The sequence below is a fragment of the Hymenobacter saemangeumensis genome (genome assembly GCF_039541835.1).
In the GTDB taxonomy this organism is placed as follows: Bacteria; Bacteroidota; Bacteroidia; order Cytophagales; family Hymenobacteraceae; genus Hymenobacter; species Hymenobacter saemangeumensis.
Genome location: NZ_BAABGZ010000003.1, coordinates 1 through 15,092, shown reverse-complemented (window position 1 = coordinate 15,092; position 15,092 = coordinate 1). Strand labels below are relative to the sequence as shown.

The 15,092-nt window shown below is 62.6% G+C and carries 13 protein-coding genes; 1 reads left to right on the top strand and 12 read right to left on the bottom strand.

The annotated features are described in order from the left end of the window. Positions 1–24 precede the first annotated feature (24 nt). The 12 genes from ABD919_RS00235 to ABD919_RS00180 form a co-directional block, all read right to left on the bottom strand. Positions 25–2,499 carry a TonB-dependent receptor domain-containing protein gene (locus ABD919_RS00235; RefSeq protein ID WP_345232693.1) on the bottom strand — a complete coding sequence of 825 codons (2,475 nt, stop codon included), beginning with the start codon at positions 2,497–2,499 and terminating at the stop codon, positions 25–27. After that, positions 2,480–3,901: an HTTM domain-containing protein gene (locus ABD919_RS00230; RefSeq protein ID WP_345232691.1), complete on the bottom strand. Its 1,422-nt coding sequence runs from the start codon at positions 3,899–3,901 to the stop codon at positions 2,480–2,482. The genes ABD919_RS00235 and ABD919_RS00230 overlap by 20 nt, the downstream gene beginning before the upstream one ends. A 115-nt stretch (positions 3,902–4,016) precedes the next feature. Then, positions 4,017–5,135 carry an imelysin family protein gene (locus tag ABD919_RS00225; RefSeq protein WP_345232689.1) on the bottom strand — a complete coding sequence of 373 codons (1,119 nt, stop codon included), beginning with the start codon at positions 5,133–5,135 and terminating at the stop codon, positions 4,017–4,019. 126 nt (positions 5,136–5,261) lie between these two features. Then, complete coding sequence (locus ABD919_RS00220) at positions 5,262–6,407, bottom strand: DUF4856 domain-containing protein (RefSeq protein WP_345232687.1); 1,146 nt, start codon at positions 6,405–6,407, stop codon at positions 5,262–5,264. 181 nt (positions 6,408–6,588) lie between these two features. Beyond that, on the bottom strand, positions 6,589–7,479 hold the full coding sequence (locus ABD919_RS00215; RefSeq protein ID WP_345232685.1) for an SMP-30/gluconolactonase/LRE family protein: 891 nt from the start codon (positions 7,477–7,479) through the stop codon (positions 6,589–6,591). Between the two features lie 108 nt (positions 7,480–7,587). Beyond that, positions 7,588–8,007, bottom strand: coding sequence for a hypothetical protein (locus ABD919_RS00210; RefSeq protein WP_345232683.1), 420 nt, complete (start codon positions 8,005–8,007; stop codon positions 7,588–7,590). 452 nt (positions 8,008–8,459) lie between these two features. Then, on the bottom strand, positions 8,460–9,506 hold the full coding sequence (gene arsS / locus ABD919_RS00205) for an arsenosugar biosynthesis radical SAM (seleno)protein ArsS (protein WP_345232682.1): 1,047 nt from the start codon (positions 9,504–9,506) through the stop codon (positions 8,460–8,462). Positions 9,507–9,723: 217 nt separating this feature from the next. Continuing rightward, positions 9,724–10,056 (bottom strand): arsenosugar biosynthesis-associated peroxidase-like protein, encoded by a 333-nt coding sequence (locus ABD919_RS00200; RefSeq protein WP_345232681.1) that lies wholly within the window; start codon positions 10,054–10,056, stop codon positions 9,724–9,726. A gap of 64 nt (positions 10,057–10,120) precedes the next feature. Then, positions 10,121–10,957 carry an SDR family oxidoreductase gene (locus ABD919_RS00195; RefSeq protein WP_345232679.1) on the bottom strand — a complete coding sequence of 279 codons (837 nt, stop codon included), beginning with the start codon at positions 10,955–10,957 and terminating at the stop codon, positions 10,121–10,123. Beyond that, a complete protein-coding gene (locus tag ABD919_RS00190) occupies positions 10,950–11,939 on the bottom strand; it encodes an NAD-dependent epimerase/dehydratase family protein (RefSeq protein ID WP_345232677.1) in 990 nt (329 codons plus the stop codon). The genes ABD919_RS00195 and ABD919_RS00190 overlap by 8 nt, the downstream gene beginning before the upstream one ends. After that, positions 11,939–12,631: a TIGR04283 family arsenosugar biosynthesis glycosyltransferase gene (locus ABD919_RS00185; RefSeq protein WP_345232675.1), complete on the bottom strand. Its 693-nt coding sequence runs from the start codon at positions 12,629–12,631 to the stop codon at positions 11,939–11,941. Before ABD919_RS00185 ends, ABD919_RS00190 begins: the two co-directional genes overlap by 1 nt. 174 nt (positions 12,632–12,805) lie before the next feature. After that, complete coding sequence (locus ABD919_RS00180; protein ID WP_345232673.1) at positions 12,806–13,897, bottom strand: BamA/TamA family outer membrane protein; 1,092 nt, start codon at positions 13,895–13,897, stop codon at positions 12,806–12,808. Between the two features lie 96 nt (positions 13,898–13,993). Between ABD919_RS00180 and ABD919_RS00175 the strand changes: the two genes are divergently transcribed. Continuing rightward, entirely contained in the window at positions 13,994–14,788 is a 795-nt protein-coding gene (locus ABD919_RS00175; protein WP_345232671.1) for a DUF547 domain-containing protein, read from the top strand. The last annotated feature ends 304 nt before the right edge of the window (positions 14,789–15,092 follow it).

The following is a 15,092-nucleotide window of genomic DNA, read 5'->3' as shown; positions in this document are numbered from 1 at the left end:
CTGTGCGAGCACCGCACCGGCCGGCTACCACTTCACCTGCACCGTGAAGAAGTAGCTGCGCCCGTCCGAGGGCAGGATGCCCGGCCCCGGGTAGCCCGTGGCGCGGCGGCTGAAGTAATACGCATCGGCCAGGTTGTTGATGCTGCCTTCCAGCTTCAGCCAGCGGCGCTCCCAGGACACCGACACGTCCATGACGTGATAGGCGGGGATGAGGCCCACCACGGCCGACGTGCCGCCTTCCCGGGCGTTGGTGGCGTCGGAATATTGGTCGGAGAGGTAGGTGTACTGGAAGGAGGCTTTAAGTGGGCCATAGCCCAGGCGGGTGCCGGCTTTGAGGTTCACAGCGGGCACAAATTCCACCTCCCTGCCCGACACCAGGTCGTTGCCGAGACGGTCTTTTACATGGCTTTCGGTGTAGCGCCCCCGGATGAGGGAGAGGTTGCTGAACACCGACCAGGCCCAGGGGCCGGGCGCAGCTTCGGCCGGGGCCGGGCGCAGACGCAGCAGCTCGGCCTCGGCGTAGGATTCTACCCCGACAATGAGGGCGGCGCCCACGTTGGTGCGGTAGCGGAAAGAGGGCGTGCGGGAGTTGTAGTCGGTTATTTCGCCGATGCGGTTGGCATAGCGCAGGGCAAACAGGCTCAGGTCGTAGGTCAGCCAGCGGCCCTGCTCGCCGCGCAGGCCCAGGTCGGCCGAGTAGCCGCGCTCGTCCTGCAGGTTGGGGTCGATGACGGACGAGGGGTTGGTGATGCGCATGTCGCTGAAGGTGATGGACCGGTAGTTCTGCGACACGTTGGCGTACAGCTCACGGTTTTCCACGGGCTTGTAGCTGGCGCCCAGGCCGGCAATGAGGAAGCTGCGCGAGCTGGTGCGCTGCTCCTGGAAGGTTTCGCGGCCGTAGATGTTGCCGGGAATGTCGCGGAAGAGGATGCCGTAGCTGCCATCGGCGGTGGTGCGGATGTGCTCGATGCGCAGGCCTGGCGTGATGGAAAGCTTGTCGCCAAAGTAGATGATGTTCTCAGCGAAGGCCGCTGCGTTGTAGTTCGGGAACTCGTAATCGGAGGTGCCATTCTGAATGCTATAGCCTTCCTCAGGGCCTACAAACCGGAAATCAGCCCCCCGCCCGCTGGGGCCGAAGCCCTGGATGCTGTGGTTGTAGCCCTTGTAGTAGCGGGCACCCACCAGCAGCACGCTGGGCAGGCGGCCCAGCTGGTAGCGGTTGAGGTAGCGCGCCTCCACGCCGTAGTTGCGGAAGTCGCCGGTAATAAGGTCGCGCAGGTAACGGTCGTTGTCGTCGGCTGCCACCTGGCTGGGGCGGAAGCCCAGCGACTTACGGGAGGCCCGCAAGCCAAAGGCCGTCAGGTTGAGGTTGGACTGCGGCGTGAGCTTCCAGTCGGCGTTGAGGTTGAACAGGTTCCAGTCGACCTCAAACCAGTTGCGCTCCCGGTTCGACTGCCGCGGGTTTTCCCGGAACATCTCGTCGCTGAGGCCGCCGGGCTGCTGGGCCAGGTAGTCCATGTGCGTCACCTGGGCGCCCACCTTGAAGTTTTCGGTGAACTGGTAGCGCAGGTCGGCGTAGGCGGTTTTGCTGTCGAAGTGGGAGTTGGGCCGCCAGCCGTCGCCGCGCTTGTACTGGGCAAAGGCGTAGTAGCTGAAGCCCTTCACCGTGCCGCTCACGCTGTTGAAGGAGTTGAAAAAGCCGAAGGAGCCCACGCTCTGCCGCGCAGTCACGCTCACGGTTTTGTCGGGCTCCGGCTGGCGCAGCTCGAAGTTGAGCAGGCCGCCAAACTGGGTGCCGTACTGCAGGGAGGCCGCCCCGCGCACCAGCTGAATGCGCTTGATGGCCTCGATGGGCGGGGTGTAGTAGCTTTCGGGGTAGCCCAGGGCATCGGCCGAGATGTCGTAGTTGTTCTGGCGCACGTTGAAGTTGGCCGTGCGGTTGGGGTCGAGCCCGCGCCCGCCGATGCTGAGCTGCAGGCCGCCCTGGTCGCTTTCCCAGATGTTGAGGCCGGCCACGCGGGCATACACCTGGCGGGCGTTGTTGGTAGCCAGGTTGGCCACGATGTTGTCGGGCACAATCACCTCCGACTTCTTGGCCGCGAAGATGGCTGTGCCCTCCACCTCGCGCAGGCGGCCCTGGCCGAAGGTGGTTTTGGGGGCGGCCACCACTACCTCGCCCAAGGCCTGGTCGCGGCGGCTCAGGGTAAACTCCTGCACCTCGGCGCTGCCGGTCACATTCACCTCGGCTTTGAAGGGCTGATGGCCCAGGGAAGCAAACTGCAGCTGCACGCGCCCGGTGGGCAGCTTGCTGAGGGTGAACAGGCCGGCGCTGTCGGTGCGCACAATGCTGCGCGAGCCGCGCACGTACACCTCGCAGTCGGGCACGGGCCGGTTGGTTTCGGCTTCGCGCACGCGGCCGCGCAGGGTTTGCTGGGCCAGGGCGCCGTGGCCGAAAAGCAGGCTCAGGCAAAGGAAAAAACTATAAACCGCTAATCTCATCATTGAAAGGTAATATCCAGGACTTGGGGCGCAGGTTGTCCTGCTGGCGGGCCAAGTCCACCGTAGGGTCGATGTAGGGCCGGCTCAGGCGCCCGTTCAGGGCCACGTAGGCATCGGCATATACCCGGGGCTGCTGCACACCGCGGGCGGCGTAGTAGTCGCGCAGGTAGTGGGCAAACTGCACCATCATGTCGGGCTGGGTGCTCATCATCTTTTCCTGCAAAATGCTGAGGTGGTCGCGGTTGTCGACCAGCACGCGCCGGCCGGTGGCGCCGTCCACTACTTTGAACTGCACCTGTCCCATTTTCTCCATCAGCATCACGCGCCAGGAAAAGCGGTAGCCTTCCTCCGTCCAGAACAGCTCGCGCGGGTACAGCAGGTAGCGGAAGGGCAGCAGCAGCTGCACCAGGAAAAACACGGCCAGGCCCATGACTAAAAGGCGCTGGCTGCGGGGCAACCTCACCCCCCGGCCCCCTCTCCCGCGGAGTTGGGGAGCCTGACGATTAAGTTCTGGAGTCGTCTGGCTCCCCTCGCCGCCGGAGAGGGGCTGGGGGTGAGGTTTTCCGGCTCGCAGCACGTCCAGAATCCGCTCGTGCAGGGTGGGCGGGAAGAACACCAGCGCGGCCACCATCATCACGTAGGGGAACATGCCGATGGGAAACAGGATGGCCGTGAGCACGTGAAACACCACCACCGTGGCGTAGGCCCAGAGCCGGGTGCGCGGGTGCAGCAGGAAAAAGGGCACTGTCAGGTCGTAAAAGGCGCCAAACCAGCTGAAGGCGTAGGCCACCCAGGGGTAGCCCAGCAGGAAGCCCAGCACCGGCAGGTCGTTTTTGGCCGGCAGCCAGATGCGCAGCGGCATGGCTTCCACCAGCCAGTCGGAGTTGAGCTTGGCCAGGCCGGCGTAGAAGTACACGATGCCGATGAGCAGGCGCAGGGCATGCACGGTCCAGCGCGGCACCTGGCCCTGCCAGCGGCGCGGGTCGCGGCGGGCATCCACCGAAAAGTAGGCGCCGGCGGGCAGCCAGATGAGCAGAAACGCCGCCAGGCTCACAAAGTAGTAGTGGTTGAGGTAGGTGCTTTTGTCCATGAGCTCGATGTAGGTGAAGCTCAGGAACAAGGTCACGGCCGCGGTGCGATACCACCAGCCCAGGGCCAGCAGCAGCGCGCTCAGCCCGCACAAGGCAAAAAGCCCGTAGGTGTACGGGCCCAGGGGCTTCACAAACGCAAAGCCGTAGTACGAGAAGAAGAACTTTGGCTGAATGTACAGCTCAGCTATCCAGCCCTTGGCCCAGAAGCGCAGCACGCTGCCCAGCATCAGCAGGCCAAACGCCAGCCGGAAGACGGCCAGCGGCGCGGCCGAGGTGGTGGCATGCAGGTAGCGCTGCAGGCGGGAAGGCATAGAAGCGGCTTGCACTTGGGCTCTGTTTTTAAGTTAAAAGTGAAGAGTTAAAAGCTAAAAGGCAGGTCTGCTTCTTAACTTTTAACTCTTCACCTTCAACTGATTAAATTCCCGGTTAGTCGCCGTCGTTGTCCACGTAAGTGAGGGTAATGCCCATGGCCGACGTCATGTCTATCTTGAGCAGGCGCACTACTTTTTGCATCTCATCGTAGGAGCGAACGGCATCGGCGGGGCGCGTTTGCAGGGTGCCGTACAGGTTAGGGCCGAGCGCGCTCAGCTGCTGGTACGACGCGCCGTACTGGGTGCTGATAATCTCCGACAGGCTTTGCTTGGTCTGGCTGTCCTTGGCGCCCAGGGCATCGAGGTAAGCCTTAAAAGAAGGCCGGCCGCTGCGGCCGCTGAAGAACTGCTGCGTGGCGCTGTGGGCCGTCTGGGCCAGCTGCAGGGGCAGCGTGCCGCGGTAGTAGTAGGCCTCAATCTTGTCGGGGTAAGTAGTGCCGCTTACCCCGCCCATTACGCCGGCTGGAATGCCCACTTTACCGGCCCGCAGGTAGCGCTCGAAGTACAGAACATAGGCGTTTACCACCCGCGAGAGCGAGCTGCTGGCATCGGTGCCGGTGCTGTTCACAAAGGTGTTGCGGTAGGCGCCGGTCCACTGCCCGTACACGGTGCCAAACTTCTGGTCCATGCGGGCCACCACCTCGGTGAGGTAGCGGCGGTGGTTGGCGGAGCTGGCAAACTGCTGGGCAATGGCGGCATCGTCGCTGGCCAGGCCGTTCAGCAGGTAGTCGAGGGCCGGAAAGCCCTGCTGGGCAATGGCCGTGGCCACCTCAAAGTTGTAGCTGCCCGAGCTGATGTTCTGCCGGATGCCGGCCGCATCGGTGGGGTAGATGTTGAAGCTGTTGCGCAGGCCCACGTTTTCGGCCGGGCCAAACTCAAACAGCTCTACTTTCTGCCATTCCACGTAGGCGGCCAGCCAGGCTTGCCGGGCTTCCAGCAGGGTAGCCGGGGTAGGAGCCGCGGTAAAAGCCGTGGTCTTGCTCTTGAGTACGCTCAGCTTTTCGCTGAAGCGCAGGTAGCCGGGCTTCACCACGCTGTCGGCCAGCTGCACCAGCAGCGCCTGGCGGTCGGGGCCGCCGGCCACGGGCTTGGTGCCCTCGTCATCCTTTTTGCAGCCAATTACGCCCCAGGCAGCCAGCATTACCAGCAGGGAAAAAACAAGCGACTTTTTCATGAGTAGCGGCGGTATGCGTTTTAACTAAACACCAGCGGGGCATCGCTGCCCCGGGGTTGCTGCCAACAAGGGAGGCAGCAGATTAATGCCCGGCACAAGGAGTTTGTGCCGGGCATTAAGGCAGAATTACAGGGAGAACTTGGTGTTGATGGCCCCGATGGCAGTGTCGGCCTGGGCATTGGTCAGGTCCCAGGCGCCCTGGCTGCCCGACATCAGGCCGCGCAGCACGGAGTCAGACCAGGCGGCATCGGCGCCGAACTTGGAGCAGAAGCGCAGGGAGTAGATAAAGCCCAGGCCTTCGGCCAGCGCGTGGGTTTTGGCTTCCAGCGTGGAGTGCGACTTCCAGTTCGTGAGGTAGGAAACGGCCGACTTGGCAATGGTTTTCTCCAGCTCCGTGCGAATAATATCCGACTGGGCTTTGAGGGTCGTCAGGTCGTTGTTTACAATGGCGGCGCGGCCCTTCAGGAATGCCTGGTACACAGCGGGCGAAGCCGTACCGTTTTTCTCGTTGAGGTAGCCCGCCAGGAAACGCTCACGGGGCGTCAGGGTAATGTCGGTGGTCATGATGGCGTTGGTAGTCATGTAACCATAGGCCATATCCCAGTTGTGCTCCAGCTCCGAGTACGTCTTGCCGCTTACCAGCTGGCTGTTGTTGGCGTTCAGGCCGTTGGAGCCCAGCAGCACGTTGTCAATCTGGTCGAGCAGCAGGGCACCAATCAGGGCCTTCTGGATTACCTGGTTTACTTCGTAGCCGTTGCCATCTACCAGGTAGCGGCCAATGCGGCCGGCCTGGCCCCGAACGGCGGTGTTGTTTACCGACTGGCTGGCCACGGCCAGCTCGTTCAGCTTGGTATCGATGTAAGTGCGAACCGTGCTGGCGTTGGCTTCCGAGAACGAAGCAGCGGTTTTATCGCGCAGCTGCACGCCCGAGGTGTTCAGGGCAGCGGCCGCGAACGGCGCAGCCGTGTTGGTGTAGAAGTTGCGCAGGCGGGCAGCTTCCAGGGTAGATGGCGTACCCGGCGAGGCCACGGCTACCAGGGCCATGTAGCTGTTGAGCTCCGAAAACATATCCAGCCGCTTGGCCGCATCGCCCAGGTCCACGGTCGATACGCCTTCGCTGTTCTTGAACGCTTCCGTATAGCGGGTTGAGGCAGTCAGCGAGCTATAGTCCATCTTGGCCCGCAGGGCAGGAGTTGGCTCATCGGTTTTGGAGCAGGACGACACGCCAAGAGCCAGGGCAAACAGAGCAGTTGAGGCGAATTTGAAAGTCATAAGACGGGCAAGCGTGGTTGGTTTTGGAATGCCCTGCAAAGGTAGTTTCTTATTTGGAATGATTACAAATAGAAGCCAAAGTTTTTTAGAACGTTTCTAAACTACTAACGCCGGGCCGCCCCTCGCCGTCAGGAGCAGGGAGCTGAAACCGGCCATCAGTAAAGAGGAATAGCCCTGGAAATCAGTGGCTGGCCTGGGCACGGCGCTGTCCCCGGAACAGCTTGCCCTTCTCATTGCTCACCACAAACGTGGAGTCGTCTACAAACACCAGGGCTTCGGCCTGCCCGGTGCGGGGCAGGGCCCGGAAGCTTTTGGGGCTGTCGAACAGCCGGCGGCCGGGCTGCCGGGCAAACAGAAACACGCCGCCGTAGCCCAGCAGGGCCACGGTTTGCCCGTTGGGGCTGATGTCGGCCGCCGTAATCAGCGTGTTCAGCCGCAGGCTGTCGCGCGGGGCTATTACATAGGTGCCGGGCCGGGCGGGCAGCACGTAGTGCTTCACCCAGGGCCGCAGGCTCCGGTCCTTGCTAAACAGGTGCAGGGAATCCTGATGCCAGAAAAAGGCTTCGCAGTCGAAGTTGCGGCGGCCGCGTGGCGGCGGGAAAGCCCGCTGGTCGGCAAAGCGAAACGCAATGGTATCTATGTGGGGGCGGGCCGCGGCGGGGTCGACGCGGTAGATGGCCAGCTGCCGGCGCTGGTTGCGGTTGTTGCCAAAGTCGCCGATGTAAATGCGGCCGGCCCGGTCCTGGGCCAGGTCTTCCCAGTCGGTGTTGGGCAGCGGCGCCAGGTCGAGGCGGTGCCGCAGGGTGCCGGGCAGCTCCACCAGGGTGAGGCGGGCCGGCCGGCCGCCGTCGCCGTGGGTCCAGAGGCCGCTGTCGGCCCGGGCCAGGCCGGAGCTTTCCCGCAGCCCTGCGGGCAGGCGGCCCACGCGCATCATGCGGTAGCGGGCGTGGGCGAAGCTGCCCCGGCCCCGGTCGGGTGGGGCGCCGGCCAGCACGGCGTGCAGAAACACCAGCATGGGAAATAAGGCGTCGCGCAGCAGGTAAAGCATGGGCGGGATGGCGGTAAAAAGCATGCCGGCCGAAACTAGCCCCACCGGCGATGCCAGGCGAAGACCAGTTCGGCCGGGTTACTATACGTAGTCCGCGAATCGCGTTGCCAGCTGCCACGCAGCTGCCGCTTTTTACTGTTGCGACAACGCCATAGCGGGCGCCGTGGGCGAGGGCAGGGGCTCGACAATGTGGAGGGTAGTGCCCTGGGGCGTGGTAGCTACTTCAATGGTGTAGCGGTAGCGGGCGGCGCCCACTTTCAGCTTCAGCGCGTAGCTGCCCGTGGGCAGGTCGTGGAAGTTAAAGCGGTGGCCGTAGGCGGCATCGGTGTAGCGCTGCGAAAACAGGGGTTGGCCGGTGGTAAGGGCCACTACCTCCACGCGGCTGGCTTGCTGCGCGGGGTTGGCTACCCGCAGGCGCAGGTTTTCGGCGTCAAGCTTTTGCAGGGTCACGGGGTTGGGCACCTGCTGGGCCTGGGCCGGGGCCGGGGCGACAAACATTACGGCGACAGCAGTGGCGAAGGAAACAGAGCGGAAGGTGGTGAAAGCTTTCATGGGTTTGCAGAAAATGAGAAGGTTAAGGAAGAGAGTTGTTAATGCAGAAAAGAAGGTGAAAAGGAGAGGGTGGAGCAGAAAAAAGAAGTTGCAGAAAAAGGTGAGCTTGCAGAGAAAAGGCAGATGTAGAAAGGGCGAGGCAGGTTGCCAGAGCAGCGCAGAATTGCAGAGAAAGGTGAGTGAGCAGTAGCGGTGTTCGTTTGTGGTCAGTAAGGCTCCCGGGGTGATTAGGTATTGCCAAGCCCCGTGCCAATTTCATAAATATTTGATTTACAATAATTTATTACGCAGGTTGCAGGCATTGGTAGTAGAAAAACTGTCCATTGTCGGGCAGGTGTCCGCTTGTGAAAGTCGATTGGCTGATTTTTTTCGAAAAGCTGCAAAAAAGAAGGGAGCGCCCAGGCTGTGCAGCCTGGGCGCTCCCTTCGCGGGTAGAAGTAACGGTAGTTGCCCTATGCCGTGGCGCCGCCGCAGCTTGAGCCGCTGCCGGCCGTGCAGCCGTAGCAATGCTGGTTTACCACGATGGTGCGGCGGCTCAGCGCTTCCAGGTCGAAGTCGCGGATGTGGCGGGTGGGGCTGGCCACCTGCAGGTCCAGCATCTGGTTGAAGTCGCAGTCGTAGAGGTAGCCGTCCCAGCTCACCGAAATGGTGTTGCGGCACATCACGCCGGCAGCGGCCACGGGGTTGAAGGCATTGACCAGCTTTTCCATATAGCCGGCGTAGTTTTTCGACTCAATCAGGTAGTCGAGGTAGCGGCTCACGGGGATGTTGGTGATGGCAAACAGGCTGTTGAACACAATGCCGAAGTCCTTGAGCAGGGCGCGCTTGAACTGCAGCTCCAGCCCTTGCTGGGCGGCGGGCAGGAAGGCCCCGGCGGGGTTGTACACCAGATTGAGCACCAGGCCGCTGTCGGGCTGCCCGTAGCCTACGGCGTTGAGCATCTTCAGGGCTTTGATAGAGTCGGCAAACACCCCGTCGCCCCGCTGCCGGTCGGTTTTATCGGCCGAGTAGAAGGGCAGGGAGCTTACCACCTCCACGCCGTGCTTTTTAAAGAACTCGGGCAGGTCGTAATACTTCTTGTTGGCCACGATGATGGTCAGGTTGCAGCGCACCAGCACCTTGCGGCCCAGCTTGCTGATTTCCTCCACAAACCAGCGGAAGTCGGGGTTCATCTCCGGGGCGCCGCCGGTCAGGTCCACGGTGGCGATGTCGGAGCTGGCCAGCGCATCGAGGCAGAGCTGCATGGTCTGGCGGGTCATGATTTCCTTGCGGTCGGGGCCGGCATCTACGTGGCAGTGCTTGCACACCTGGTTGCACATCTTGCCCACGTTGATTTGCAGCACCGCCGGCGCCACCGGCTGCAGCGGAAACAGCCCGGCGCCCCGCAGCTTCTCATGGAAAAGCGGCAGGTGCAGGGTTTCGGCTACTTCGCTGCGTAGCACCGTCAGCTGAAAGGCCGAGTCGGCCAGCTGGTGGCCAGCGGCTTTGAGTGATTTCATCCTTGTTAATGTGCTGATTGTTTGATGTGCTGATGTGCTGTCTTAATGGGATGATTTTTTGATGTGCCGATGCAGGAAGCCAACGAGTGGTGTAAGCAAAACAGTTCAGGGCGCAGCGAGCACCTGCTCGTATTACTGAAATAAGCTATGTGGCGTGGGAGCTTAAGCCTCAGCACAGCCAGCACATCAGCACATCAAAAAATCAATCCATCAGCAACTACATCGACAGCTCTTTGGCTTTGTTCATCATCTGCACGCTGTGCACCAGCGTGGCGCCGCCGCGAATGGCGGCGGCTACGTGCACGGCTTCCATCATCTCGGTTTCGGAGCAGCCTTTTTCCAGGGTGTCGGAGGTGTAGGCGTCGATGCAGTAGGGGCACTGCACCGTGTGGGCCACGGCCAGGGCAATAAGGGACTTTTCACGGGCCGTGAGGGCACCTTCGGCGAACACGGCGCCGTAGTAGCTGAAAAATTTGTCGGCAAATTCCTGCTGGAACTCGCCGATGTTGCCGAATTTCTTGAGGTCGTCAGGAGCGTAGTAAGTGGCCATGAAAAGTTATTAGGGGAAGAAATTAGAGATACGAAGCAAAAAGCTATTCCGGTTTGCAAAGGTTTTATTCGTAGAAGTGGCGCAGGCGCCGGATGGTGGTCAGCACAATCCAGTCGCCGAGGCGGGGAAGGTAGGTATGCACCAGTACAATAATCTGCCCCAGGGCCGAGATAACCGTGCGCTGCCGCCGCCGCCGGATGTGGCGCAGGATGATGGCTGCCACTTCGGCCTGGCTTTTCTGCCAGCGCGGCGGGCGGTGGGCAATGGGTACGGGCTGCCCGGCGGCGTCGAGCACGCGCTTCTCGGGGTCGTTCTGGGTGAAGCCGATGTGCACCACGCCGAAGTGAACGCCGGTGTCGGCCAGCTCCAGCCGCAGGGTGTGGCAGAGGTTGGCCACGGCGGCCTTGCCGGCGCAGTAGGCCGAGCCGCTGGGCATGCCGTTCAGGGCCGAGATGGAGGAGATGAACGTGACGCTGCCCCGGCTTTGGCAGAGGTAGGGCAGGGCCGCTTTCAGCGGAAACACGGCCCCGTACACGTTGCTGTCGAGCACCCGCCGGAACACCTCGGGCTGCATGTCGGCAAAGTAGGCGCGCTGGGAGATGCTGGCGTTGGTAACCAGGATGTCGAGCTGCCCAAAAGCCGTGATGGCGGCCGCTACCAGCCGCTCGCAGTCGGCATAGTCGGTGACGTCGGCCACGCAGGCCGCCACGCGCAGGCCGGCCTGCGCCAGGGCCTGGCGGGTGTGCTCCAGCCGCTCGGGGCAGCGGCCGTTCAGCACCACGGCGGCCCCCTGCCGGCACAGGGCCCGGGCCGTTTCGCGGCCGATGCCCGATTCCGAGCCGGTAACAATAGCCACCTTGCCCGCAAAAGGTGCGGAGGCAGTAGTCGGCAGCTTAGACATAGCCGTGGGCTTTAAACCAGGCCAGCGCCTCGGTGGCGGCCTGCTCGATGGGAGTTTGCGCAAGGGCCAGCTCCTGCCGGGCCTTGTCGACGCAGAAGTAGTGGCCGTCGGCGGCTACGCTTATCATGGCTTGGTTTACCTGGGTGGGACGGCCGGTCAGGCGGGCTTTAAGCTCCGCCGCCCGGACGTATAAAGCGGCCAGGCGGCGCGGTATGGGCCAGCGCGGGGCCGGCACGCCCATGGCCCCGGCCAGCAGCGCAAAGGCTTCGCGGTAGCTCAGGTTGCGGTTGCCGAGGATGTAGGATTCGCCCGGGCGGCCCATGGTCAGGGCATTCACGGTGGCTGCGGCTACATCGGCCACGTGCACGTAGTTTTTGCCCCCGGGCGGGTAGCCGGGCAGGCGGCCTTTGTAAAGCTCCAGCAGCAGGGCGTTTGAGGTGGGCTTGGCATCGCCCGGGCCCAGCATAAAGGTGGGATGAACCAGCACGGCCGGTAGCTGCTCCCGCGCTACGCAGTGCAGCACATGCTCGGCGGCCAGCTGCTTGCTGTCCATGTAGTCGAGGCCGTAGCGCTGCCCGGCGTAGGGCCGGGTTTCATCGCCGGGCCGGGCGCTGGTGCCAAAGCCGAATACATTGGCCGTGCCCACGTACACAAAGCGCTGCACCGCGGCATGGCGGGCCATGCGCAGCGCGTTCTCGGTCCCGATTACGTTCACCGCCCACAGGGCGGGGTTGCGGGCCGGGTTTACCTGGGCAAGCGCTGCCGCGTGGATGATGAAGCGGCAGCCCGCGGCCAGGTGCGCCGGGCACCTGGGGCGGCTCAGGTCGGCTTCCGCGTATTCCACGGCCCAGCTGGCCGGAAAGGGAGGCGGGGTGCCCGGCCGCAGCAGGGCCCGCACGCCATGGCCACGCCGCTGCAGCTCGGCCACGAGGTGGCGGCCCAGAAAGCCGTTGGCGCCGGTAACAAGCACGGTAGTCGGCATCAGCGGTAGGAGAGCATTTTTTTGTACACCCGGGCAATGCGCGTGGGCGGCTGGTGCAGAAAGAACAGCAGAAAGGCCGTCAGGTTGGCCAGCTGCACCCGCAGCCAGGAGTTGGTTTCGTACTTGCGGGCCGACACCACCACGTCGGCCGGAATAATGAAGAACGTGGCCAGGCGCCGAATCCGGCGGATGATGTCGAAGTCTTCCATGATGACGTAGTACTCATCGAAGCCCTGCAGCCGCTCAAACAGCCTGCGGGTGATGAACAGCGTCTGGTCGCCGCCCCGGCTCATCAGGCCCCGGAAGCGGGTGCCGTAGCTGTTGATGCGCAGCAGCGGGTGCGGGGAGTCGAAGCGGAAGCGGTAGCAGCCGGCCTCGTGCCCCAGGGCCACGGCACCCCGAATGTCGGCCACGTAGTTGGGGTGGACTCTGACATCGGCGTGCACGAAGTAGAGCAGCTCGCCGCGGGCGTGGCGGGCGCCGTGATTCATCTGGGCCGCGCGGCCGGGGCGGGGTGCCTGCAGTACGGTGGCCCCGGCCTGCCGGGCGGCTTCGGCCGTGCCGTCGGGGCTGTTGGCATCCACTACCAGTATTTCTACTGCCTGGGAGCCGGCATAGCGGCGCAGCTCGGTAACTACCCGGCCAATGTTGGGGGCTTCGTTGTAGGTGGGAATGATAACGCTCAGGAGCATAAGGCGGCTTGCCGTTGGGGTGCAACTTGGTGCTTTTTTTTCATACGGAGATAGAAGGCTGTTCCGGCATTGCTAGCCCGGGCGCGGTGGGCGCGGCGGGCAGTGCGCCACTTCGGAAGTCCTCCTGTATTCTAAGGTCTCATGTCTAAAGTCTAAGGTCTAAAGTGTAAGTCCTTAAAAAGCTTCGCCAATGGTGAGGTAGAAGCCGCTGGATTGTTGGCCCAGGCCATAGTCCAGCCGCAGGTTGAGGTGGTCGCGGCGGTTGATGGTAAACCGCAGGCCGGCGCCGTAGGCGGCTTTAGGCTGGTGCAGGCGCAGCAGGGCGTCGTCGTCGCCCAGCGTGCCCACTGAGCCGAACAGCACGCCGCCCAGCCGCCGGTATACGTCGAAGCGCAGCTCGGTTTGCAGCAGCGCGGCGTTCTGGTCGCGGTAGCGGCCTTCGTAGTAGCCGCGCATGCGCCGGGTGCCGCCCAGCAGCGACAGGGCGTTGAACGGCGCTACGCCCGTGGTGAAGCTGGCCCAGTAGTTGGCGGCCAGCACGGCGTGCGGGCCCAGGGCGTGGTAAGACGATACATCGGCCGAGTAGCGGGTGAAGCGGGTGGTTGCGCCCCCGGCGCCCGCACCCACGGCCCGGTTGCGGTACAGCAGGGCCACGTCGGCCACCACTCCTTTGCGGGGAAAGAGCACGTTGTCGCGGGAATCGTAGAAAACGCCCAGGCCCCCGCCCGTGAGCCGGCTGCCCCGGCCGCCGGGTACGGTGCCGCCGGCCAGCAGCCCGCCTTCGGCCACGGAGGTCAGGTCGTAGTCTTCGTACTGGTAGCGCCCGCCCAGGTACAGGCTGCCCCGGCCAATTCCCGTCAGGATGCGCCGGAAGGCGTTGAGGCGCACGCGGGGGAAGTTTACCCCGTATAGCTCGGGCTCCACTTCCCGGGTGCCCTGCCCGAAGTAATAGTAGTTGTAGCGGTAGTAGCCGGCCTCGCCGTAGGCGTAGTAGGTGTTGCGGGCATAAAACAGCTGAAAGGGCAGGTAAAGCAGCAGCTGGCGGTTCTGGGTGTACGCTACCCCCAGCGTGAGCTGGGACGGCCGCGCCCCGGCAAAGCCGGCATCGCGCCGGAAGCGCAGGGTGGCCACCGCTGCCGCCCCGTAAGCCAGCCGGGTTTCGGGCGTGTAGTACACCAGGGGCAGCGGAAAAAGCGCCAGGCGCCGGGGCGTGCTGTCGGCAGGAGCGGGGGCCGATAAGCTCAACAGCGCAAGGGGCAGCAGCATTTTTCAGGAGAGTTTTTTCTCCTTACGTAATAAATCCTGGGTTCAGGTTTAGCCGGGGTCAATCTTTCCGCTGCCTTGCTTCCGTATATTCCGCCGATGAACAAGCTGAAACTATTCTCTGGGCTGGGGCTGCTGCTGCTGGCCTTTGCCGTAGCGGCCCGCACCACCCTGCTGGAAGCGCCCGGCGTGCCCCAGGGCAAGCCCGGTGCCGGGCCGGTCGACCACCGTGTGTTCGACCGGCTGCTGAAAAAGCACGTCAACGCCGAGGGCAGAGTTAACTACAAGGGCTTCAAGGCCGAGCAGGAGGAGTTCAACAAGTACCTGAGTCTGCTGAGCAAGAACCCGCCCGCGGCTTCCTGGAGCAAAAACGAGCAGATGGCTTACTGGATTAACGCCTACAACGCCTACACCATCCGCCTGATTCTCGACCACTACCCGCTGAAGAGCATCAAAGACATTGGCCCCAAGATACAGGTGCCCTTTGTGAATACGCCCTGGGCCAAGAAGTTCTTTACCATCGGCGGTGAGGAGATGAGCCTCGACAACATCGAGCACGGCACCCTGCGCAAGAAGTACAACGACCCGCGCATTCACTTTGCCCTGGTGTGCGCCTCCATCTCCTGCCCGCGCCTGCGCAACGAGGCCTACACCGCCGAGCAGCTCGACCGGCAGCTCGACGAGCAGGGCCGCGACTTTCTCAGCAACGCCAGCAAAAACAAAGTGGGCAAAGACAAGGCGCTGCTTTCCAAATATTTCGACTGGTACAAAGGCGACTGGGAAAAAAATGGCCAGAACGTGGTCAGCTGGGTGAACAAGTACAGCCCCACCAAAATCGACAAGAACACCAAAATCGGCTACCTCGACTACAACTGGAAGCTGAATGAGCAGTAGGTTTAGTTATCAGTTGTTAGTTGTTAGTTGTCAGTTGTCAGGATTGTTCCTGATGTTGTGTGCTTGCAGCTGAACATTATTGATTGTGCTAGGCTCCCATGGAAGAAGAAGCTCTTTCACCCCCGTTTTTAGCTCTCTGATATCTAGCAATTAATACCTAATAACTGACAACTAACAACTGACAACTGACAACTGACAACTAACAACTAACAACTAACAACTAGAGCGGTTTCGCAGTTACTGTACATGATATCCGCAATGGTCAAACCAGTTTTTGGCATCCTGTTCGGTTATCCAGGCGGCG